The sequence below is a fragment of the Paenibacillus polysaccharolyticus genome, assembly GCF_023714295.1.
GTDB lineage: Bacteria > Bacillota > Bacilli > Paenibacillales > Paenibacillaceae > Paenibacillus > Paenibacillus polysaccharolyticus_A.
Window position 1 is genome coordinate 145,638 of the sequence record NZ_JAMAUN010000007.1, and the last position, 24,347, is coordinate 169,984.

General features: G+C 49.5%; 20 protein-coding genes. All 20 read right to left on the reverse strand.

Translation table 11 applies throughout. The annotated features are described in order from the left end of the window. Nucleotides 1-249 precede the first annotated feature (249 nt). The gene (gene cntE, locus M3629_RS17705; RefSeq protein ID WP_251508909.1) at nt 250-1,482 is read right to left on the reverse strand and encodes a staphylopine family metallophore export MFS transporter CntE; all 1,233 of its coding nucleotides are present in this window, start codon (nt 1,480-1,482) and stop codon (nt 250-252) included. Between the two features lie 51 nt (nt 1,483-1,533). Beyond that, nucleotides 1,534-2,727: a staphylopine family metallophore export MFS transporter CntE gene (gene cntE, locus M3629_RS17710; protein ID WP_251508911.1), complete on the reverse strand. Its 1,194-nt coding sequence runs from the start codon at nt 2,725-2,727 to the stop codon at nt 1,534-1,536. Nucleotides 2,728-2,869: 142 nt separating this feature from the next. After that, on the reverse strand, nt 2,870-3,622 hold the full coding sequence (locus M3629_RS17715; RefSeq protein WP_251508912.1) for an ABC transporter ATP-binding protein: 753 nt from the start codon (nt 3,620-3,622) through the stop codon (nt 2,870-2,872). Continuing rightward, nucleotides 3,623-4,432: a staphylopine uptake ABC transporter ATP-binding protein CntD gene (gene cntD, locus M3629_RS17720; RefSeq protein WP_251508914.1), complete on the reverse strand. Its 810-nt coding sequence runs from the start codon at nt 4,430-4,432 to the stop codon at nt 3,623-3,625. After that, nucleotides 4,413-5,309, reverse strand: a complete 897-nt coding sequence (gene cntC / locus M3629_RS17725) for a staphylopine uptake ABC transporter permease subunit CntC (RefSeq protein ID WP_251508916.1) — start codon at nt 5,307-5,309, stop codon at nt 4,413-4,415. The genes cntD and cntC overlap by 20 nt, the downstream gene beginning before the upstream one ends. Beyond that, complete coding sequence (gene opp1B, locus M3629_RS17730) at nt 5,309-6,241, reverse strand: nickel/cobalt ABC transporter permease (protein ID WP_251508918.1); 933 nt, start codon at nt 6,239-6,241, stop codon at nt 5,309-5,311. Before opp1B ends, cntC begins: the two co-directional genes overlap by 1 nt. 12 nt (nt 6,242-6,253) lie before the next feature. Next, the gene (gene cntA, locus M3629_RS17735) at nt 6,254-7,909 is read right to left on the reverse strand and encodes a staphylopine-dependent metal ABC transporter substrate-binding lipoprotein (protein WP_285888896.1); all 1,656 of its coding nucleotides are present in this window, start codon (nt 7,907-7,909) and stop codon (nt 6,254-6,256) included. A 130-nt stretch (nt 7,910-8,039) separates the two neighbouring features. Then, nucleotides 8,040-9,341, reverse strand: coding sequence for an opine metallophore biosynthesis dehydrogenase (locus M3629_RS17740; RefSeq protein ID WP_251508920.1), 1,302 nt, complete (start codon nt 9,339-9,341; stop codon nt 8,040-8,042). 51 nt (nt 9,342-9,392) lie between these two features. Beyond that, nucleotides 9,393-10,187, reverse strand: a complete 795-nt coding sequence (locus tag M3629_RS17745; protein ID WP_251508921.1) for a methyltransferase domain-containing protein — start codon at nt 10,185-10,187, stop codon at nt 9,393-9,395. A gap of 61 nt (nt 10,188-10,248) precedes the next feature. Next, on the reverse strand, nt 10,249-11,115 hold the full coding sequence (locus M3629_RS17750; RefSeq protein ID WP_251508923.1) for a diaminopimelate epimerase: 867 nt from the start codon (nt 11,113-11,115) through the stop codon (nt 10,249-10,251). A 343-nt stretch (nt 11,116-11,458) separates the two neighbouring features. Beyond that, nucleotides 11,459-12,742 (reverse strand): amidohydrolase, encoded by a 1,284-nt coding sequence (locus M3629_RS17755; protein WP_251508925.1) that lies wholly within the window; start codon nt 12,740-12,742, stop codon nt 11,459-11,461. Between the two features lie 71 nt (nt 12,743-12,813). Continuing rightward, nucleotides 12,814-13,686 (reverse strand): LysR family transcriptional regulator, encoded by an 873-nt coding sequence (locus M3629_RS17760; protein WP_123064643.1) that lies wholly within the window; start codon nt 13,684-13,686, stop codon nt 12,814-12,816. A gap of 45 nt (nt 13,687-13,731) precedes the next feature. Continuing rightward, entirely contained in the window at nt 13,732-14,280 is a 549-nt protein-coding gene (gene ssuE / locus M3629_RS17765) for an NADPH-dependent FMN reductase (protein WP_251508927.1), read from the reverse strand. 25 nt (nt 14,281-14,305) lie between these two features. Then, a complete protein-coding gene (locus tag M3629_RS17770; RefSeq protein WP_251508930.1) occupies nt 14,306-15,256 on the reverse strand; it encodes an ABC transporter permease in 951 nt (316 codons plus the stop codon). Between the two features lie 70 nt (nt 15,257-15,326). Next, nucleotides 15,327-16,259, reverse strand: a complete 933-nt coding sequence (locus M3629_RS17775) for an ABC transporter permease (RefSeq protein ID WP_251508932.1) — start codon at nt 16,257-16,259, stop codon at nt 15,327-15,329. A gap of 78 nt (nt 16,260-16,337) precedes the next feature. After that, entirely contained in the window at nt 16,338-17,987 is a 1,650-nt protein-coding gene (locus M3629_RS17780; RefSeq protein ID WP_251508934.1) for an ABC transporter substrate-binding protein, read from the reverse strand. A gap of 288 nt (nt 17,988-18,275) precedes the next feature. Then, nucleotides 18,276-19,619, reverse strand: coding sequence for an LLM class flavin-dependent oxidoreductase (locus M3629_RS17785; RefSeq protein ID WP_251508936.1), 1,344 nt, complete (start codon nt 19,617-19,619; stop codon nt 18,276-18,278). Nucleotides 19,620-20,155: 536 nt separating this feature from the next. Continuing rightward, a complete protein-coding gene (locus M3629_RS17790; protein WP_154959663.1) occupies nt 20,156-20,605 on the reverse strand; it encodes a hypothetical protein in 450 nt (149 codons plus the stop codon). Nucleotides 20,606-20,851: 246 nt separating this feature from the next. Continuing rightward, nucleotides 20,852-22,498, reverse strand: coding sequence for a glycosyltransferase family 2 protein (locus M3629_RS17795; RefSeq protein ID WP_251508938.1), 1,647 nt, complete (start codon nt 22,496-22,498; stop codon nt 20,852-20,854). Between the two features lie 64 nt (nt 22,499-22,562). Next, complete coding sequence (locus M3629_RS28690) at nt 22,563-24,017, reverse strand: GT-D fold domain-containing protein (protein WP_251508940.1); 1,455 nt, start codon at nt 24,015-24,017, stop codon at nt 22,563-22,565. Nucleotides 24,018-24,347 lie beyond the last annotated feature (330 nt).

Genomic DNA, 24,347 nt, shown 5'->3' on the forward strand with positions numbered 1-24,347 from the left:
CACAAAAATATTGGAAAAAAGCTTATGATTCCCCTGCACATTCGCATTCGTGATGCGCTTCGCAGAAGAAGCATAAGCTTTACCTGTAACTCTTTATTTATAACTATTCATCTGTAACTCTTTTGCTGTATCTCTTCAACTCTAGCTCTTTTTGTATAACCCTATTGCTTGCGACCTGCACTGCCTTCCTTCTCCCATGCCTTTATCTAAATCTACATCGTACCTCTGTCTTTCCTTCTGCCCTCCAACTCAATTCACTGACGCAGTATTAGCCTTATTCCCGGCCTCCATCCGCTGTCTGAAAAGCATCACCACAATGAGTGCGGCAACAGAGAGCATCGTACAAACCGTAAACATCAAGGAATAAGAGCTGATCTGCACCACAACGCCCATCGCCAGCCCGCCTAATGAAAAACCGAGATCATACGAGGACATAAATATGCCCATAAGCACATACCTCGAATCCGCAGGCAATACAAAGGACAAATACGTGGTCAGTGTTGGATACAGTAAAGCCAGTGCAAAACCGCTAAACACCGCAGAAATATACACAAATGGCCCCAGCGTATCCATCAAGCTAAGCAGCTGTGTCCCCAGTGCCGCAGATAACATCAGACCTGCCATAAGCCACGTATTCCAGCTGCCGTCTGACGGTATTTTTTTGCGCAAAATGAATCGGCACAGGATCACCACGAGACCCTGAATCGTCAAAAAGATACCCGCGCTCGCCATACCAGTCGATACCATATATAGCGGAAGAAAGGTCGCTGTCGCACCAAATACACAGGACGCAAACAGCATCACCACACTGCTGACGAGCAGGGGTGTACTGCGCCAGATGCCACTGAACGAGCGAAGCATATCCCCCAGCGTATACGTTTTGTTCTGCACCGTACTCTGTGGTAAATCCACCTTGTATCCGAGCAACAAGGGGAGTGCCGCCAGTCCAATCATCAACAGCGTGAACGCCAGCTCACTGGCGTTTTGCCAGATTTGCACCGCCAGAATCGGGATGACTAGCGAAGGCACCATCGTAAACAGGGTGTACATCGCCAGGCCTTGCGCACGATCCTTATCCTCCAGTCTTTCTACAATGCCTGCCTGCATCGTCATTGAGAAAAATGCGGTCGCCACGCCCTGCAATGCCCGTAGCCACAGGTACGTTTCCACCCCGGACACGATAAACAGTAGCAACGTCCCGGCATGTAACATCAGCAGCCATCGCATAACCCGGAGCGGTCCATACTTGCCCAGCATCTGTGCGGCAAATGGCCGCAGTAGCATACAGGTGAACATGTAACTGCCCATCATCAGACCAATTTCAGCCTGATTTAACCCGGCGGCTTCACTACGCAAAGGCAAAATAATCGTCAACGCCGCATTCGCCGCAAAAAATAAAAAAGCCAGTATGTAAAACCCGATAAAGGAAAACGATACCGGGTTTAATTTTCCACTGGATGTTGTCGTTTTAGAATCTTTCAATAGATCATACCTGCTTTCTCTAACACGTACCCACGTTCTCTGGCGGTCAGCTCATGAGGTTCTGGTAGTCGCTTTACGCCGTTCATAGGCAAAAACGATCATTACCGCTCCTAGAATAGCACAGATCGTGTACATAAATGAATAGGACGACAGATCAGCAATCGGTCCCATGACCACACCCCCGAGCGAAATGCCCAAATCAGCCGTCGCAATAAACAAACCCATGAGTACATTGCGGTTCAGCTGAGGCAAAACAAAGGACAGATACGTCGTGAGTGTTGGATACAAAATGGCTTGAGCGATTCCCATCAGAACTGCACCAAAATAAAATAAGGGCATGCCTCCCGTAACCGAAAAACTCACACACTGTGCCGCAACAGCCAGCAACAGCATCGTGGTCATGATAAACGGTGAATGCCACTTCCCGTCCGAAGGAATGCGTTTGCGGAGTGCGATTCGAGCCAGCACCACTGTACCCGCCTGCAACATCAAGTATACGCCAGCATTGCCGCCAGGAACCTGACTTGCATACAGCGGAATAAATGTAGTGACCGCGCCAAATACCACCGATGCACTCAGCATCAGCACACTGCAACGGAACAACAATGGATTTCTCACCAGCTGTCCGAAGGACTCCCACATACTCACGTTCTGCCCGGATACATCTGCAGCCGTCTGTGTCCTCTCCTTATTTTGTTCCATCTTGGCAGTATAGCCGAAGATCCCGGTACAAACTGCAATCCCGATCAGCACCACTGTAAAATAATCCATGCCTCCGGTCTGCCAAATGGCTAAAGCCAGCACCGGGCCAACAATGCCGGGAATGTAACTGAACAGCGAATAATAAGAAATGCCCTGAGAACGGTCTTTCTCCGGTAGTGCACCAATGATGCCCATCTGTAGCGCCATGGAAAAAAAGGCCGTCGATACCCCTTGCAAAATACGGGCAAGCAGATAACCGCCAAGTCCTGTAAACGTGTAGAGAATCAGCGCAAACCCATTGATAATCAAAATAATTCGTAACACTTTGATCGGCCCGTGTTTTTGAATCATTTTGCCTGCCCACGGTCTGAAAAACATCGTTGTAAACATATACGCACCCATAATCAGCCCGATCGTCGTACTGCTCGCACCGAGGAATGCCCCCTGCAATGGAATAATGACATTCAGAATAGCATTGGCACTGAAGTAGAGTAGCACCAAAATGTACAAACGCAAAAAAGGCCATGACATTGCCCCACTCACAACAACTGTTCCCCCTTACTTATAATGCTCTCCCAACTTACACACGTAGGCGATTCAAACCGTTTCCACTGAGAACACTTCCTTGTCCCTTCACTCAAGACGGTTTCATGGGCTACATACGTGGCTCCCCCACTTCTCCACGCTATAGTGAAATGAGATGACTCAACAATTGTTGAGCATAGTCAGACTGCACATGTTTTAACTGATCAACCGAAACCGTTTCTTCAATCTGGCCTTCTCTGAAAAAAACAAACCTGTCGCAGATATAGGCTGCCGCCTGAATATCATGCGTAATGAAGACATAACTCATCTTGTACAGGCTCATCAACGATTTTAACAATTGCAAAGCCTGAATCTGGACCGACACATCCAGCGAGCTGACGGCTTCGTCCAGTACAAGATACTGCGGCTCTGTCGACACTGCTCTCGCGATGCAGACTCGTTGTGCTTCCCCGCCCGACAGCTCATGTGGATACTTGAGTCGGTACGATGAGTCCAGTCCAACTTGGGCAAGCAATATATCTACTTTTGCATGAATCTGTTGTCCTTGTGCTGACTTTTGGAGTGCCTTCATCGGCTCCATAATTGCATCCTGCACCGTAAGGAACGGGTTGATGGATGAGGTATAGTTTTGAAAAACTGCGCTGATGCGGCCCATCCGCACGCGCCGATCTTTCACATCTTTTCCCTCCAGCCGGATGGCCCCGCGATCCGGGCTTTCCAGTCCCAGCATCAACCGACCCAGTGTAGATTTGCCGCTGCCACTCTCGCCAATAATGCCGAGGCATTCACCATGCCGGCATTCCAAGGTCACCTTTTTCAACACCTGCTGTCGATGCTTCGAGAATAATCCGCCTTGTGCATATGATTTTTCAACCTGCTCTACCGTTAGCATCTATGATCCCTCCTGCATCAATGCTTTGAAATGATTGCTCAGTTCCAGCCGGGTAGATACGAGATAACGGGTATAGGCATGGGTAGGCTCCTGCAAAACAGACTGCATGGTGCCCTGCTCAACAATTTTCCCGTCTTTCATAACCATCACATCATCTGCAATCTTCCGCACAACGCCGAGATCATGGGAGATAAAAATCATGGAGCATCCCATACGTTCACGTAGCTGAATCAGTTGCTCCAGCACTTCGTACTGGGAGATCGTATCCAGCGCCGTGGTTGGCTCATCCGCAATAATTAGATCCGGTTCGAGTACAAGTGCGAGTGCAATCATAATTCGTTGCAACATGCCGCCAGACAACTGATGGGGATATTTGTTCAGGATGTCTTTCGGATTTCGGAGCATAACACTCTCCATCGCCTGCTGCATTCTCCGCTCCAGCTCACGGGTGTTCCAATGGTAATGCGTCTGCAACGTCTCCCGGATATGAACACCGATCACACAGGAAGGATCAAATGCACTCATGCCCTGCTGCAAAATCATACACAGCTGCTTGCCTCTTCGACGCCGCATCTGCTTTTCGGAGAGCTGATTCAGATCTGTGCCCTGAAACAGCATCTTTCCCGATTGGCGCATATTAGGCTTATTCAGCCGCATCAACGCTCTGCATGTGACTGATTTGCCGCTGCCGCTCTCCCCAACAATCGCCATGCAGCTCCCTTGCCGCACCGTAAATGAACTGTCATGAACAATGGCCTGATTGGTATGCGTATCCCACACTTTCAGATGCTCAACCTCGACTATATTCATAGGCCGCCTTTCTCACCTCTCTTTCACGAGATCTATCCCGCTTGCCTGGAGAGGTCATTAATTTCGGGTCCAGTGCCACCTGAAGTGCATCTGATAAAAAGTTAAAAGCCGATACCACCACAACGATCGCAAGCCCCGGTGCAAGCATCAATTCCGGCCTGGAGAACATGACTTCTCTCGCCTCATTCAGCATCATTCCCCACTCTGCATGGGGTGCCTGAATGCCCAGTCCCAGAAAGGAAAGCCCCGACACCTGCAACATCATGGAACACATCGCGCCACTGGAGATTACCGCGATATCGGCAAAGGTTACCGGAATGATGTGACGTGTAATGATCGTGCAACTGGATATGCCGGAAGCTTTGGCGAATTTCACATAATCCATGTCCGAGAATTGCATCACGGAAGTACGAATGACACGCGCAAACCAGGCCCATTTCATGCAGACAAAGGCGATCAGAATATTTTCCAGTCCCGCCCCCAAAATGCCAACCACCGCCAGCGTCATCACATACCCGGGAAAAGACAGCATAATGTCACAGATCCGCATCAACCACGCATCCACTTTACCTTTGAAATACCCTGCGGCAAATCCCGCCGCCGCACCGATCAGTACCGAGAAACCGAGTGCCGCCAGCACCCATAACACACTCGGACGGATACCGTAGATCAGTCTGGATAAGACACATCGACCAAGGTGATCATTGCCTAACAGATAAGGCCAGGAAGGTGAAGCATAGCGTAGTTTCATGTTAACGGCTCCAGGGTCATGAGGTGCAACGAGAGGTGCACAGATCCCCAGAACAAGGGTCACGACAATAACGGCAAGAGAGGTCACGGCGAGTTTGTCACGGCTCAGATTTTTGAATAGTCGCATCAGATTTCCTTTCTTAAACGAGGATTCAGTGCAGCATTGATCATATCCGAAAGCATATTAAACACCACAAACGTTACTGCCAAAATAAGCACATAGGCCTGAATGATCGGAAAATCCCGGCTCAGAATCGACTTTACACTTAGCCGGCCAAGCCCCGGCCACGCAAATACATTTTCAATAACAACGGTACTGCCCAGTACAATCGGAATCGCCATGCAGAAGATGGACACCGCGACTTGCAGGGAGTTACGCAGGATGTGCAGCATGACCTTCCGCTCGCTAAGGCCGCTCGCGCGCGCATATAACACATAATCCTCATTCATGTTGCTTAGCATCGCACTGCGTACCGTCCGAAAATAAATGCCCGTATAACTGACCGTGATCACCAGCACAGGCAGAATGTAACTACGATAAGAATCCATGCCGCTGGTCGGCAGCAGGTCTAGTTTCACTGAAAAGTACCAGATCAGGATGGCGGCAAGCCAATAAGACGGCATCGCTGTCAGAAAAAAGGAGACGCCTCTGACCGATTGATCAAGCAACTTCCCTTCTTTCAAAGCACATAGTACGCCAAGTAATATGGATAACAGGATGATGAAGACGGATGACACCAGCGTAAGCTTTAACGTATTCAGTAAAGCCGGCCCGATTAAAGACCACACCGACTCACCGGACACGTAAGAATATCCGAAGTCAAACTGTACAACGGCCGCCATCCAGTCCATATAACGAACGAGGAAAGGCTGGTTAAAACCCAGCGCTTCATTCGTTTGAGCGATCAGTTCATCGGTGATCTGCGGTACATCCTGAGCCTGCAGGACAACGACTGCCGGGTCGAGCGGGGAAAGATTGATCAACAGAAAAGTAATCAACGAAATGACGATCAGCAAAGGGATGGTCAGCAGCAGTCGTTTGGCAATATAACTTCCCATATCCCTCCCCCTCTACTCGAATTTCATCTTTTCAAACGGCAATTCATACTGTGTCTGTTTAAAGGTAATGCCTTGCAGACGTTTCGGAGCAACAATGGTGACACGCCCGTTTGTAAGCGGGATGAACACCGCTTCATCATGTACGATGTTTAAAATATCCGCATAAAGTGCTTTTCTCGATTCTCCATGTTGAGATGCGGTTGCTGAGTCATCGTCGGTCGAGCTCATCACCTGATCGATTTTCCGATACAGTTCATCCGCTTCGGCAATGCCGCTTGTTGTATGTTTGTACGCCGAATCCGATGTAAACGCGGCGATGGTGCTCTGCGGGTCATACGCCAGTCCCCAGGTCTGGTTGAACAACAGGTCATATTCCCCGGTCGCTCTTCGGTTCGCAATGGAAGAGGACTCCTCGCCTGTCAGATCCAGTTCCAAACCGATCTCTTTCATCGCATACTGGATGAACTCCGCCTGCATTTTCTGAGAGGACGAGTTGCTGTCATAATACAGTTTCATCGCTAAAGGTTGGCCGTTCTTTGTACGCACCGTCTTGCCCTCTGCCAAAGTCCAGCCTGCCTGATCCAGCAGACGTTTGGCGGCTTCCGGATCATACGTTCGAACCTTTAGATCGACATTGGCGTAGTTCACATTCGATGAAAACAACGTACTCGCTACCGTCTGCGTGCCATTGAAAATATCCTTGCTGATCGTCTCCCGATCGATACCGATCCATAATGCTTCCCGCACAGCCTTTTCGTGAACCGGGCTGTTCTGCCTGCTGCTATTCGCCACAATCATGGCCGTGTTCATCGCATCACTTCGCACCACCTGATACTCGCCGGATGCAGCCAGCTGATCCATCGCTTCTACGTCAATGCTGTCTGCCCCGCGGTCATCCGTGAAGACAAAGTTGATCTCCCCTTTTTGCAGTGCCAAATAGGTCGTTTCTCCGGCCGGAAGCACTTTGGCCGTGATTTTCTGAATGGCAGGCATACCGCCCCAGTATTCCGTATTGGCTTCAAAGGTGGCATTTTCTTCGACCTTGTGCCCCGTCAACTTGTACGGCCCAGTCCCATGGAAACCGTTCACCCCGTCCTTGGTTCCACCATTTTTGAAATCCTTTGGTGAGATGAAGACATACGGCCTGGTCATGGACAACTCTACCAGCGTCGGGTAATAGGCATCTGACAGAACCAACTCCACGGTATATTCGTCCTTCACTTTGACATCCTTCAGCTTCGTGGACAGCTTGATCCAGGCATGTTTCTCGGCATTGGCCTGAACCGCTTCGATATTCTGTTTGACTGCTTCGGCGTTAAATGGCTCGCCGTCATGGAACTTCACCCCTTTGCGCAGATGAAAGGTATACGTTTTGCCGTCCTTGGAGATGTCCCATGATTCGGCCAGCAAGGGTTTGATTCCCTCAGCCGTGTTCTCGACCAGAGATTCGTACACCATGCCTTGCGCAGGCATGGAGCCTGTGTATAGATGTGGATTCATATCGTTGATATCTTTCGCGGAAGCATAGATAATTTCATTATTGATCCTACCGACTGATGATGCCGCTTCGGTATTTTCCTTTGTGGCACGCTGAGCACAGCCCGATATCATCGCAATGACAGCAACCAGTGTTATAATGCGTGTAAAAGTACGCCTTTTTCTCATCATAGTTCCCCCTGATAAACAAATAAGATTCAAGCAGATCATTGCTTGTTACTCCATGCCACTTCGATTGCAGTACCATCTCGCAATACGGCTTTCTTTCAGAAAACTTTTAACTCTGCTTCTTCAGATATAACTAGACCTTACCGCCCGTAAGTCCGTTACAGATCATGCGAACATCCTGCCCAAACGACTGGATCACGAACGCGGTCGACAGGCGCTGATCTGGATGTGTACGCGTCACTTCCTGAAGCTTTGCTTCATATGTGGCAATGAAATGATCTATCGTTGGACAGGCGACATTCACATGTCTCGCGATGCCCTGAATCATTTTGATGCGGTAATAGTCTTCCTTGGGCATTCTCGGAACGTCGAGTTCACCCTCGCGGTTTATAAATATTCGGCGGAACGGAACAGCGGAGAAGTCAAAATATGTGCCGTTAGCATCCGGTTCCGAGAACGGATCAATCAATAATGAGGCGTACCGTATGTATAATAAAAACTCCTGATGGATGGCCTCTAATCGATCAAATTGCTCGATATCCTGACGTGATAAACTCTCTAATCGCACCGGATAATTGTCATCCGTCATAAACTGCAGCAGGTTCACTCCCTGAATATGAAGTCTGTCTGTAATCTGCTCGATCTCCTGCCACTGTGACCGCATACTACAAATGAGCGCGGGTGTAATCGGCCCTTCGGGATAAAGCTTGTAAACATACTTTTGAACACGTTGCTCACCAAAAATCACTTCTAGCGAAAAATCATTCATAAAAAGCGGTGGATGAACGTACAGCGAAATATTTCTTGTTTCGGCTTCCAGTGGGGAAGACATGACGGCGAGTGAAATATGCAACCGCTCGAATAACTCGCTTAATTGCCGTACATAGGTTGAAGAGGGAACCGTGGAGCCGATGTAAACCTTCCTTTTGACTCCCGTGGTGATCACTTCATTGGACGGTTGTTCATACAACCAGCGGGTATCGCCCAGATAGGTGGAGAAGCTAATAATTTCCGGGGATACATTCCGCTCAAGCAAATACTGGCTCACCAGAAGACTGGAACCGAAGGTTGGAGAAACCAAAATAACGAATTTCAGTTGTTTAACGAATTCATCATTGATTTCTTGGAGTACATCGATATAAGCATCGGTGGTGACTGCCAATATCAGCGTATCCCACTCCCCTTCAAGGGTGTTGTATCCCTTAAACACCTGATCCACTGTACATCCCCCGGCCAAGGGTCGATGCTTCTCATTTTGAATCGTCACCTGAATGTGTTGCTTGCTCTGTTCCAGTGATGCAAAGAACGATGCTGACCGCACCGATTCCCTACCCGCCATACCCACGTGACAGCCCAGATGTATTTTCAAGCTTACCGCAAGCTGAATGGACACAGGACCCGTGCCGCATAACAGAACTCTTTCAACGCCGCTCATATATACCTCCCTGTAAAAAATCATAGACCAGATTACACTTCACTCGACTTCTTACGCCTTCTGGTACAACGCGATATCGAACACATCATGCGGGCGCAAAATGTTGTCTGCGAGCCTCCATTTACTACCGTCCGTCTCTTTCATAGGATAATTAAACAGTGATTTCAACTCATTGCCGTACCGCATAGCTACAACGACTTGTTCATTGGTCAATGCATATAATTGGTCGAGCAAGTCATACTTGTTAGCCACCGTGGAGCTGAAAATAATATGTGTCGCCTGTCGGGTATACGCCAGATCCTCCAGCAGTTGCTGCCCTAAACGAATGTTCAAGCCAGCACCAAGCTTCTCTATAACTTTTCTCCCCAGCGTAATCGCCTCTGCGTCAATATCAATGCCAACGACCTCGGCTCCGGTACGTTTAGCGATCAGTAAAGGGGTCATCGGAAATGAACCGGAACCCACCAGCAGCACTTTGGATTCAGGTGTCACCTGAAAGCTGCCAAACTCTTTGTCGATGCACTCTTCGATATTTTTAAAATAATCCGCAATCTGCACTTCTCCATCCTGCAGCTTCAATGCCCGATATTTCTCCATAATCGCGACACACTGAGCGGACTTTTGTCTTAGCGCTTGAACTAACGGATCAAGCTCCTCCAGTTCTGCTTGCCTCAACATCCCCCAAGCGATCTTGTGATCAGGGTCGGTCACAAACCGTGAATACTCGTTAATCACCACTTCCAGTTCCGCGCTGTGCTCAAGCGTCTGATCATATCTGACCGCAAGCTTGCCAAATTGTTCGGCAAAAACACGTAATCTCGTTTCCAAGTGGATCAACGTGATCATTCCCTCTCCTCCTACACCTTGTCATGGTCAACCATCATACATCTCAGTCTCAGGTACCTGCTCAGACCTCTACAACGCTCCTGCTCTGCTCCTGTAAGGTATCAATAAAAGCCGTGCCATAGGCAACAATGCCAACAGTTCCCTCAATCGTTATGGCCTTCACCCCTTGGCTCCCCCACTGAGCGGTCACCTTAATTGCACCTCCAGGTTGCTTGACCAACTGGGTGACTTTGCTCTGTCTAAGCCAGGCCTGATAAGCGCCTACAGAGGCCGTACCTGATCCGCACCCTCTCTCCCAGATCAGACTATCCAGCTGCGGGACATAAATGAGGGGCGCCATCTCTTGCGTAGCAGGGTGATATAACAACACACCGATCATTTTGTCTCCCATCGTGAGTCCAAGTAACCGTGCAAGGTGTTCTGCCTTTCGCTTCATCAGGTCATCAACGTGTTGCACTTCAATCACGATGTGAATGAATTCGGCATACCGGACAATGATTATCTCCAGCTCCATACCTTCAAACGTAATCTTCCGCCGCTCGATCTGATCGGGAACAGGCATCGTAACCCGGCAATCATACCGATGCTCTCGCCGCTTCACCTGACAGCTGATCAAGCGCTCTGTGCCTGAAACATCCAGCTTGATATTCATGGACGCTTGCTTCTCCAGCCCTGCTTCTGCTGCAATATGAGCTGCCAGCGCCATACAAGCATTGCCACAAAACTCTCCTCCTGCCATCTCCAGGCGGGCAACGGCTTCTGGTCTTCGCGTCTGCTTGATGAACCCGACTTGTTCAGCGTGAACATGATCATAAGACATCAGGCTGGAAGCGATATCACTGTAATGTTCGGATGCGTGATCCGTTCTCACCAGAAGGGTCATGTTCTGTGTCGGACTACATTTGATAAAATCAATCTCTTGTTTCATCGCGGCGGCGGCTCCTGTTCTTTGGATTCGAATTGAAGTTCTCCGTTGCATATTTCGACATTAATAGTAATAATTACGATTAAAGGACGAGAAAAATATAGCACACTCATTGGGGGTCGTCAACAAATATTTCCATCTATACCTGTTGTACAACCGGATTTTATGCGTACACTCCGGTGTCAGAATAACCGAAAAGTTTCTGCGGATTGCCCGATTTTTTGAACATAAAACAAAACAGAGCTGACGACTAGCGCCAGCTCTGAAACAAATGTTACAGATCGAGAATAGGAATATATTTTGAATTCAAAATTAAACGTCCAACTTTTTTCAACATCACTGCCATTTAGGCTTGCAGACGTTTCAAAGCCTGTTCAGCCAGCTCTGCCAGCAGATGTGCACCAATTGGCAAAGCCTGCTCATCTACATCAAAGCCCGGATGATGCCACTCGTGCGGGCCCGATGTCCCGAGAAAGAGGAACAGGCCCGGCACTTCTTTTTGATAAAAGGAAAAATCCTCTCCTGCCGGCGAAGGCAGTGGTCTGACACGATTCAACCCAAGTTCACTCACGACTTGTTCTGCGTCCAATGCCAGCGATGCATCATTGACCACAGCAGGTGGCCCCTGAATCCAGCGTACCGTCGCCGTTGTGCCGTAGGCTGCAGCCACACCAGCTACGACCTGATTGAAACGTTCCCGGATACGGGCGCGCACCTTCTCGTCAAATGTGCGCACTGTGCCGTCAAGTATCGCTTCCTCCGGAATAACGTTCCAGGCTGTACCGCTGTTTATTTTCGTAACGCTGAGTACAGCACTCTCCTGAGCACCTACATTCCGGCTGACAATGGCTTGCAATGCGGTAACGATATGTGCAGCAACTACAATCGGATCGATGCCTGCCTCAGGTACAGCCGCATGGGTGCCCACCCCTTGCACTTTAACGACAAATCCATCCGCTGCTGCCATCAATGCACCTTCGCGAATACCCACTGTGCCTACTCGCAGATCCGGTTTATTGTGTAAACCATATATAGCCTGAACATCGGCAAGTGCTCCGCTTTGGATGACTTGGCGAGCACCTGTTGCCTTTTCTTCTGACGGTTGAAAAATCAATCGAATTTTACCGGGCAAACTGGATTCACGCTGTTTCAGCAACCGTGCAGCTCCAATCAAAATAGCGGTGTGCGCATCGTGCCCGCATGCATGCATTCGGTCCGCAATCTGCGAAGCAAACTCCAGCTTGGTTTCCTCCTGAATAGGCAAGGCATCAATGTCCGCTCGCAGCGCTACGACAGGGCCACTTCCCTGCCCTACCTCAGCAACAAGCCCTGTTCGCAGTTTATACTCATCGGCAAGGCGAACACCTTCCTCCTCCAGCCAGCTGCGAATGGCTGCTGTTGTTTCCTTTTCCTCACCAGAAAGCTCCGGGTTGCGATGAAGATGCCTCCGAATTGCGGTCAGATGTGCCGCGAACTCCTGCTCTTGCTCCGCATCCTGTACCTGTGGCGACACATATGGGGGATCTAAAGTCCACGCTGCTTCCTGCTCTTGCTCGTTCTGCTCCACTTGTTGTTGCTCTTCCTCAGGCTGCACAAGCTGTCCTCTCGTCTGCTCCAGATCACTTTTCATCCTGTGCCCTCCTTTCAAACTTCATTTGTCCAATGATAACGATATACTCTGATTCGCCTTGTCATTTCCATCTATAATTGCCGCAGCAGTTCCCCAAAAGGCTCTGCAAATGGCGAATATTCTTCTTTTAAAGTCACCACGCTGATCTGTAGCGACACCCCTGCCACCTCATGGACTTGAATCGGGAACAGTTCCTGACGCTGTACCTCTTTCTTCACCGTTAACCCCGGGAGAAAAGCGATGCCCGCACCTTGCATGACGAGTTTTTTCGCTGTTTCCGAATTATCGACATGATATGTAATATCCGGCGGGTACTCCAGGGAGTCGAAGGCCCGGTGAATGCGAAGCCAGTCCAGTGAGCCACATTCAAAAAAGACCAGCTGTTCATTCCGGATCGCCTCCATGCTGACATGTCCGCTTTCAATGAAAGGATGCCCTCTGTACACGTATAGCTGTATCGGATCTTCGTAAAAAGCAACGGTACGGATCGCAGGGTGCATGACCTTGCGTACAAATGCCAAATCGATCTCCTGACCGAGCAGTTTGGCAATCAGTTGATCCGTTGTTGCTGTTGTCAGTTTAATGTTGACTTCGGGGTACGACTCTTTGATTCGGGGCAGAAAATCGGGGATGACATAATTGGACACCGATACTGTGCTTCCGAGGCGCAGTGCCTCAGGTGTCGTTCTCCGCTGCTGAATTTTCTGTTTTCCCTTCTGGATCACTTGTAACACCTGCTGCGCATACGGTAAAAATTTGCGCCCTTCATCCGTCAGCACGATCTGCTTGCCTAGTCGGTCAAACAGCTTGCATCCCAGCTCCCTTTCCAATGATTGAATACGTGCCGTAACCGAAGGCTGGGACAAGAAGAGTACTTCAGCCGCCTTATTGAAGCTTCCGTAGTGATTGATATATACAAACGCTTCAATGTTCTCTATATTCATGGGCGCCTCCGCATCTACTTATTTTTCCTATATAAAAACTTGGTTTTATAATATCGTAATCCCATCCTTTTCCAGTGTCAATCGTAATTCTTCCAGAGACCGATCTAAACGTGCGGTAATATCTGCTGCAAGTGTAAATGTTCCATCCTCATTGCGTTCAATCCCCTGATCCACTGCGTATACACCGCCAAGGATATGTCGTCCGCCGAGCGCGGTAAGCACAGGTTTCAAAGCATAATCAATGGCGAGCAAATGTGCAATCGAACCGCCAATGACGAGAGGCAGACTCACCTTATCCCGGAGTCCTTCTTGTGGAATCAGGTCGAGAAACAGCTTGAGCACGCCCGAATAAGCTGCCTTATATACCGGAGTAGCCACAATAACGGCATCCGCTCCATCCACAATGGCAAGTGCATCCTGAATGGCCTGGCTGTCGAACTTTGCCTGTACCAGATCTTCAGCCGGCAAATCGGTCACCTGAATCACTTCAACGGAAATACCAGCTTTGCTTAACGTATGGTTGCTATAATCCGTAAGTCCTGTCAATCGTGAACGCTTGGACGGGGTTCCGGCGATAATGACAACATGTGACATATTATTTTCCTCCTTGGAATAGCGGTCAAGCCGCTCCTTTTACTTTGGGATCAAGCCTGTCGCGAATATCGTCCCCTATCAGATTCACAGCCAGAACAAACAATGTAATAGCCAGACCCGGGAATGTGCAAATCCACCAGGCTACCGTCAAATAACCTCTCCCTTGGGACAGCAACGCACCCCAATCCGGAATTTCTTTCAGTACTCCGAGCCCAAGGAAACTGAGTCCAGACCCAGTCAGGATGGATGTACCTACACCCAGCGTTGCCATTACGAGTAGCGGAGACAAGGAATGTGGCAGGACATGTTTCCAGAAAATGCGGGCATTGGAACCACCCAGGGAACGCGTGGCTGTAATGAAAGGCAGATTTTTGACAGACATCACCTGACCGCGCATCACCCTTGCATAACCTGGTATCGAGGCTACTGCAACAGCCAGTGCAATATTTAGCAGTCCTGGCCCAAGCGCCGCAGCAACAGATAAGGCGAGCAATACGCCTGGTACGGCCATAAGAATATCCACCGCCCGCATCGTTACCGTATCAACCAGTCCTCCCGCATATCCCGCAAGGATGCCAAGAGCACTGCCGACGAGACCACCAACAAGCACGGAAGCAAAACCGATCAGCAAGGAATCCCGGCTACCATGCACAACTACACTGAAGATATCTCGGCCGAAATAGTCTGTACCGAACAGGTGAGAAGCAGAAGGAGACTGCAGAATGGCATCCGTCATCATCTGTGTTGGATCATAAGGCGCAATCCAGCCTGGTACGATGGCACAGGCCACAGTGAAGATGACGATGAGCAGGGCGGTATACAAAAACAATTGCGATACTGCGGATGAAACACGGCGCTGCCAAGGCAGGCGGTTCCATCTCCACAGGCGAGCTTTCCCGACAATTTCGGTACTTCCGGTACTTCTGACATTTCCTGCCCATGTCTTTTTGTGTCCCGTCAAAGGTTTCATGCTCATAAAAATTAACGCCTCCTTCTCCTGCCTCTTCACATTTTGCAAATTCCTGATGCGGTGTTCCTGATCTGGATCATGTACGGACCGCCCGCCGAACTCGAGGATCAATGTACGAATACGAGATGTCTACCAGCAAATTCAACACGACATAGATGATCGATGTAAAAAATACAACGCCCTGCACCACCGGCAGATCCTTAGCCATTAGCGCATCGGCAATAATACGGCCAATTCCTTGTCTGGAGAATACCGTCTCTACCACCACGGTTCCTGCCAGCAAATCCCCAATTAACATACCGATGACCGTTACGGCGGGGATCAGGGCATTACGCAGTGCATGACCATACATGATGGCCCGTTCAGACAATCCTTTGGCCCGTAAAGCAACGATAAACGGCTCATTGATCACTTCAAGCATGCTGTTACGCACCATGCGCACAATAAATCCTGCACCGACAAGTCCGAGTGTAGCTGCCGGAAGCACCAAGGAACTGAATCCGTCCGACCCCATCGCAGGGAACCAGCCGAGCTGTACGGAAAACAACAGAATAAGCAGAATGCCGGTCCAGAACGTTGGCATCGAGATGCCGAACAATCCAACGAGCCGAGCCACAACATCAATCACACCATTCCGGTGAATGGCCGACAGAACGCCAAGTGTAATTCCGATGGTGATGGCAATCAGCGAACTGAGTGCCGTCAATGCCAGCGTTGCCGGGAAATGTTCCAGAATTTTGGGCAATACCGGGTCGGAGTTAACCATGGATTGACCGAAATCCCCGCGCAGCATATCGCCAAAATAGTTCGCAAACTGGATATAAAAAGGTTGATCCAGCCCAAGCTGTGCCCGGAGATTAGCAATCATCTCCGGGGTAGCCGAGGACGGGTCCAGCATTAACAGCACCGGATCACCCGGCAGAAGATACATGATGCAGTACACCAGCACCGAAGCTCCAAATATAACGAGAAGCGACGTTGCAAACCGTGACAAGATCAGTTGAATCATACCGGAATGGCTCCTTTCTGAAACCGGAACAGGCTGTACGCCATGTTGGAATGATAAGACTGGATAATGCAATTTGCATTATGGCTGGATACGTACATCATTAAAGAGTGGATAACCGAGTGCATCGAACTTGATGCCTTCCACGTTTTTGGATGCAGCCACAGTATACGGAAATACGTAGATTGGCAAAATAACCGCCTGTTCAATGAGATATTTCTGAATCTGACTGTAGATATCTACCCTTTTCGCCGAATCCGTCTCTACCGCTCCCTGCTCCAGAAGTTGATCAATCTTTGGATCAGTCAAACCGGATAATGTCGGACGTTCCCCTTCCGCACTGGTGTGATAGAAGGCGTACAAGGCATTCGGATCGGAGTTGACCTGGCTGTTACCATACAGATCATAATCCCAGTTCTGATAGATCACGGTAGCAATGTCTTTGGTAATCACCACTTCTACCGCAATGCCCAGCGGTTTCAGCTGTTGCTGGATGATCGCAGCAATGTCATTGCGTTTTTCCCGGTTAGGGGAGCCATCCACATATTTCAAGGTTAGCTTCTTCCCGTCTTTGACACGAATCCCATCAGCCCCCTTAACCCAGCCCTGCTCATCCAGTAGTTGGTTAGCTCGGTTGATGTCCGGGGTGATACTCCCTTCAAGTGCCTTGTCATAGCCAAGAATACCTGGAGACAATGCAGACCATGCGCGCTCGTAGTTACCCAGATACAAGGTTTTCACAATGGACTCGACGTCTACAGCGGATTGTACCGCTTGCCTTACTTTTACATCATCCCAAGGTGCCTTGCGCAGATTGAAAAAGAGGGTATACGGCAAACCAACCGTATTGGCTTGCAACAATTGCTGGTTCGGATCACTTTTCAGCGCAGCGATATTTTGCGGTGGTACAGTTTCAGCGGCAAGCACCTGCTTACTCTGCACACTTCCGATACGTGTTGCTTCTTCCGGTACAATCTTAAACGTGATCGTATCGATATGAGGAGCGCCTTTGTTTTCGACCGTTTCCGGGCCCCAGTTATAATCCTTGTTTTTGGCTACAACGATATCCGCGTTTTCATCCCATTTCACAAAGGTATAGGGGCCTGTGCCTACCGGATGTTTACCCAGTTGATCTCCATATTTCTTCGCAGCGGTTGGAGACACGATTCCCAGTAATGCCTGACTCAGGTTGCCGAGAAACGCTTGCGAAGGTGCATTCAGATTGACTTTGATCGTATACTCATCAATGACCTCGGAGGAGCTATAAGGTCTAATCAGGGCAAGGGAATTGGCAGCTTTGGTGGCAGGATCAATGACACGATCCAGATTGTACTTCACCGCTTCGGCGTTAAACGGGGTTCCATCATGGAATTTCACGTCTTCACGCAGCTTGAAGGTATAACTTTCGCCATCCTTCGATACACTCCATTCCTTGGCAAGCCAAGGTTTGATAGACCCATCTGGCAGCTGAACCACCAGATTGTCGTAGATCGTGCGAATCGCCCGTACGGCTACAGCAAGACCGCTACGATGCGGATCGAGTGTATCCGGTGAAGTCGCCAGTGCAAAGGTGAGGTTACCCCCTTCCGCTTTACCAGCCTGACCCCCGCCGGCGGAAGCCTGTGCCGCACCGCTGGTTTTGCCTCCCGATGCTGCTCCGCATCCGGACAAAACCATCACCAATGCTACTGCCAACGCCACCACTTTTGTCCATGAAATAGACCTGTTCATATCGCTTCCCCCTCTGTGTATACAGGTGTCATTAATGTGCTACGCCAAGCAAACTTGTATATATTTTATATTTCCTATGAGAAAAGTAGGTTTTAAGAAAAAAAAGGATTCATTAACTTTATTAACGCTATGATCCAGATGCATTTGTGCTTCATTTTAACGATGAACTGTTCTTGTATTTGATCCGAATGTATTGGATTGTGAGTACAGGTTAGAGTCACCGCGTTTGAGTTAACATGAATTACAACAATTAGATGATGTTCGATTTAAATGACATTTGACATTCGATTAGATCACGTTCGGCTGTTCCTGTGTTCTTGCTGCTGTATAACGGTTTACAGGCACCTGGACACCCAAATTGCCACGCAGCGTATCATGCTCATACTCCGTACGATAGAGGCCGCGTTCTTGTAGAATCGGCACCACCAACTCCACAAAGTCGGACAATCCGCTAGGCAACTCCGAAGCAATAATGAATCCGTCTGCCGCTTCTGCCTCGAACCATTCCTGAACCTTGTCTGCGACCTGCTCCGGTGTGCCCAGGAATTGACTTCGTGGTGTTGCAGCCCGTAGAGCAACTTCTCGCAGCGTTAATCCCTGTTCTCTGGCATCTTTTTTAATCTTGTCTGTTCCACTGCGGAAGCTGTTGCTGCCTATGCCATCCAGTTCAGGGAACGGTTCATCCAGCGGATATTGGGAGAAATCATGATGCTCAAAGAAACGTCCCAAGTAGTCCAATGCTTTATCAATGGTTACCAGGCTTGCGATCTCCTGATATTTCTGTTCCGCTTCCTCTGCCGTCCGTCCCACAATCGGGTTAATGCCTGGCAAAATAACAATATCTTGTGCTGAACGTCCATAGGAAGCTGCCCGTGTTTTGACGTCCTTATAAAACGCCTGTGCATCTTCAATGTTATCGTGTCCAGTGAATACGGCATCGGCTTCTTGTGCCGCCAGTGTTTTGCCATCCTCTGAGGAACCTGCCTGGAAAATAACCGGCTGTCCCTGCCGTGAACGAGCGATGTTCAATGGCCCCTGTACAGAGAAGAACTCCCCTTCATGGTTCAGCGTGTGTAGTTTCGAAGGATCGAAGAACACACCGCTGTCCTTGTCTCTTACAAATGCATCATCTTCCCATGAATCCCACAAGCCTTTGGTCACTTGTAAATATTCCTTAGCAATACGGTAACGTTCCGGATGTGTTGGATGATTGCTTTTGCTGTAATTTTTTGCGGTACCTTCCAAGGGAGATGTCACCACGTTCCAGCCTGCACGACCATCACTGATCAGATCAAGCGAACCGAACTGTCTGGCGACTGTAAAGGGGTCACTATAGGATGTGGAGAGTGTGCCCACAAGTCCAATGCGTGAAGTTACCGCAGCAAGAGCGGAAAGAATGCTGATCGGTTCAAAGCGATTCAGGAAGTGAGGAATGGATTTTTCCGTAATATACAGGCCGTCTGCAATGAATACCAGATCAAACTTGCCCTCTTCTGCCTTCAGCGCCTGACGTTTGTAAAATCCAAAGTTGACACTGGCATCAGATAGAACCTCCGGATGTCTCCAGGTTGTGTTGCTTCCCCCAACACCATGAATGATTGCTCCAAATTTCAAACTTCGTTTTGCTGTCATGTACACTCCGCCTTCCCTGAAATAAGGTAATTTGATGGTACCAAAATGTGGCATATCTAAATAAATGATTGAGTCTCGAAATCAAAATTGATTATTCCTATGAGTTTTGTTTGTTTTAATTTCACACAGCTTATCATTGCCCCGCCGAACCGGTCAACTGTGCTTCTAATAGATTTTTTCTATATGGCATCCATTTAAAAATAACCGCTGTGCTCCTGTTGCATTAGCCTTGTTAGACTTAATCCATTCCGTTCAGACAGCATTGCTTCATCCTGCCGCATTGTTGGGATGATGACATCGACATACCTCCGATTTCCAAAATATAGTTCCAGATCATCAGACAGACCGGATCGACATATACCATCAATTCCAATCTGTTAAATAAGAATTATGGCTATAAATGTACTCCCGTCCCTTTGCATCGTCAATGGTTCTGCTAATAGAACAATCCTATAACAAAATAGAAAAAATAAATTTAAATTTTGATTTATCCATTCAGTATCCATTTTGATTCAAAAAAAGGAGTGAGTTTAGACTCACTCCAATGCTTTTAATTTCTCCTCAATCGTCTTTGCTTCTTCTAGATTTGATGCAGGAGCACTGATAACTAACCCTTCATTCTGATATTTTTCATTCGTTAATTTCGTGTATAGTTCAGGTTCTGTAATAATAATTGCGAATTGATTAGCCTGTTTATCTAAATAAATATCTCCTAACACGGTTCTCTTTGCGTCTTCATAAGATATTAGCAAAGATTTATGCATGAAGATTACCTTTTCGAAAGCCATATCATTGATAGATAAAGATCCCTCAAAAGCATTTTCATTTTTGTTAAAGATTCCATTTAAATTTACTTTTACTTCACTAGCGATCCCGGAGTTTTCGCTAAACATGTAAGATGGTGAATTAATGTCTATTTTTTCAAGATCATTACACCCTGAGAGAATAAATAAGATTAAGAAAGTAATAAAAAGTGCTCTTTTCATTTTCAGCCTCCAAGCTTATTAACATGCGTTACCTACGGCTCCCTAGAAGTAAATTAGTCTTTCAACTTCAAATATGTATTTACAGATATAATAGTCTTGTTCTGATCACTTAATTATATAACTCTTATTGAAAGACCTCACACGGAATGAACAGATCAGCTGAGCGTTTAGCCCAAGAAGAGCGCACCCTTCAGTGTTGTTCATTCCGCATGTTTACATGTTGCTTCAAACTACGAGCGGTGGCCATCACAAATCCTTGTTCAGCAACTGGGGCGGAGCAATAATCGGCCATCCTTCCGGGATCGAATGGAGTTGTTCGGTTGATATTTGATGCACATGTCTGGAGCTTATTCCCCAACGTTCCGCTGCATAGGTGGATACAAACTTCCTGCGTTTACCTTCGGTGACCAGATACCAAACTTCCGGTGTATCAGCAACAGATACAATACTCAATTCAGTAGCTGCCACGCCAGGATCGGGAGGGATTACGGCAAGAGGAAGGTCAGGTTCAAACGATCCGCTCCAAATATCTCCAGCGGACACCAGCGGTTCACCCGCAGGTATGCCCAGCAGATCAGGTTTGGCGACCAGCACCGGCGAGATGCCGCGCGGAACAGGAATGTTCAGCTTTCGGCGCTGACCGCTTCTTAGTACATAGACATCACCCTTCAGATCAACAAGAAATGCACCTTCGGGATAGAAATCACTGCTTCGTCTGACCGGTGATGTTGCAGGACTGTTTACAGAAGAGGAAACTGCGACCCTCTGGCGTAAATCACCTTTTGCCGCTAACGAAGATACGTTCGCTTGAGATCGAGTTTGAGGGTCTGAGTGCGGAGTCTGTGCCAGCCTGGAGGTTTCCGCGATGAGCGCTTGGGGATCTCCCCATTTTTGACTGTAAAATTGTTCATTTCCCTTGTTCACTGTGTTAAAGTCCTGCTCTCCGAGCGCTTTCATGCTGACACTTCCAAAATGATGAATAAAGGCGTCACCTGCTACAGCAAGTCGGTATCCCAACATCCGCACCCGTATAATCCAATCGTCATCCTCAAAGTTACCTACGGCGTAACCCTCATCCAGATACCCTGCCCGCTCAAACAAATCTCTGGAAAACAGCCAGCAGAATCCGACGAGACGATCCGTCACTCGATGTTTCTCCGGGTCTGGACGATTCTGGTTCGCAGCGAAAGACCACATGTCCTCTACTTCACGATAAGGCACTTCAATCTGCTGATCTCCGCCAATGTAGTTCGTTACAGGTCCTACGACACCAATCTGCGGATCGCTGTTAAGGCACGTCATCATATTCTCCAGCCAGCCTGGGGTAACCAGGGTATCATTGTTCAGCACAACGATATGCCGTCCCTTTGCCATCATCAGACCCTGATTAACGCCTCCGGCAAATCCCCGATTCTTCTCCAGTGCAGCTACCCTCACCATACCGCCTTTGCGAAGCAGTGCATCGGCCGTACCATCTTGAGAAGCATTGTCTACAACGATGATTTCGTAGGGAGCCGGGGTATGTTTCTCAATGCTTGATACACATTGCAGCACATAATCCCGCTGATTGTAGGTGGGAATGATGATGCTGACACCTTCAAACACAATTCCGAATGAATTCTGTCCCTGAAGAACACCATCTTCGTAACCTCGGTTATATCCTTGCTTGTATAACTTGGTGTTTCGAAGAATACGATGACTCCTTTTGCCTTTCCGTGAAGCATTACGCCGATTACGGCCATCGGCTGCATGAAGAAGAATCTTAGCAGATGCACCTATACGATGAGGATGGCTACCAGATAATTGCGCGCCCACTCTAAGCTGACTTCTCTGCTGTAAGTTGCTCTGATTATTTTTTCGTACACGATGAGGCTGTATTTCCGATTTCTTCATGTTGCTTCCTCCATTCCACTCGTGCCAGAGGCAGGGTCCCGGTGATCCTGCCCCTGACAACTCACTAGAGTTGAAGCTCCCCTGTCACTAATTTGTCCGCCAAATGTCCGAAATCGAAGGCAACGCTGCCCAGTTCTCCAGCGATACGCCTGCATAGCACCACCGCTGGAATGCCCGCTGCGACCAGAGCGATATCAAAGGTGTGCTCAGACGTTAGCTGCATTACCCTCGGAATATCTGCCATGCCTGCTACCGCAGGGATAATGCCTGTAACCTGCACCCCATGCAGTTGTAACAAGGCCCCAAGCTCTGCCGCCTGGCTGCCGATCAGCAGCACACGCCGTCCTTGCAAGATCGGCAGCAACAGACGAGACTGATGCAGACTGTAATTGATGGTGGAACTGGTCAATTTCAGACTGGACCAATCGATTCCGAAATGGCGCAGAACCGGGAATAATAGTCCTTGAAACGTCGGAGCACGTGAGATGGGCACACCCACCCAGTCTGCACCCCGAATCGCTTCCGCAAGCGTCGCGCGGATGTCCGGCGTGGAGCATGGCACCCCTGCATAAGACAGAAACGGTGCCAGCTCCTGCACTTCTGCAGCTGGCAGCACGGTGTCTGCTGCCAGCGTAAGCAGTTCGCCATCCCCGAGGCGAACGACAGACAGGGGGCGCTGCGCATCCAGCGCCGCCATGATGTGACCAGCCATCTCATGAGGGCTGGTCAGCCGGGTCAAGCTGGGCGCATACTGGCGGAAGCCCGCTGCGATCAAATCTGCCGCCGCGACAGCGGGCAGAATATGATCCGGCGGGATGTGCTGCGCCACCAGCGCCTCGCCCCCGGCGAATACGCCGTCGCGGTAACCCGCGGCGTAACCGCCGGACCCTGCCGCTTGCACGGCATGCTCCGCAGCCGGCGGCGGCACGCCGTTTGCGCTGCCCGCACTCGCGGCAGCGCCTTCCCGCCCCGCGGGCACGACGACACCCTGCGGGTGTGTCGTCTGGCGCGGGGCGGGGCCAGCACCGCTGGCAGGCATCGCCTGTGGCGAGCTTGCGTGCGGTGCTGGCTTGGGCGCACGGCGCATCGCCGTGCGCTGCTTGGCGCGGGCCGCGGCGCGCCGGCCCAGCGCAGAAGAACGCCTGCGCGGGGCGGGGCCTTGGCGCAGGCGGCTCTGTGCAGGGCCAGCCAGCGCTGCCCCGCCTGCCCTGCTCGCTCTCTCACCTGCGGCTCTGCTGCTTCTTCGCGCTTTGTCCGTCTTTCCCACTCCCCGGGCCCTCGCTGCTTTGCCCACCCTAATGCCGCCTCCAGGCCGACTTGCTTTGCCCACATTTCCAATCCGATCTGCTTTGCCAGCGACTATCACACTTCCAGCCGTACTCGCTTTCCCAACTCTTTCAGCCGTACTTGCCTTGCCCCTACTCAACACAACTCCAGTCCGGCCTGCCTTACTTATCCTGATCACACCACCCGTACTGCTTCCGCCCTTGCTGCTCCCTGCTCTTACAGTACCTTTCACATGCCCCACTTCCCTGCATTATTCACTTGCACCGCTCTGCCTCCACTCTTCACACCACTCGCATGACCCAGACCTCTTCTAGTCTCTACTCTCCCCCTACCTTACACATCCGACATCGCTTCCCTGTAATCTGCCCCTTTTTGCCTGTGCGCCTAAAACACCTCACACGTTATTCTCCTGCCTGCGTAGTCTTACTTCGCCCCGGCAATATCACTGCTCTCACACGATTTCCCCTGAGCATATTTGAGAAAGACCGCGGTCGTTGCACAAAATGCCGGAGCTTACTTCAAGGCTCTGGCGAGAATTCTGTTTCCATCATCTGATTCAATC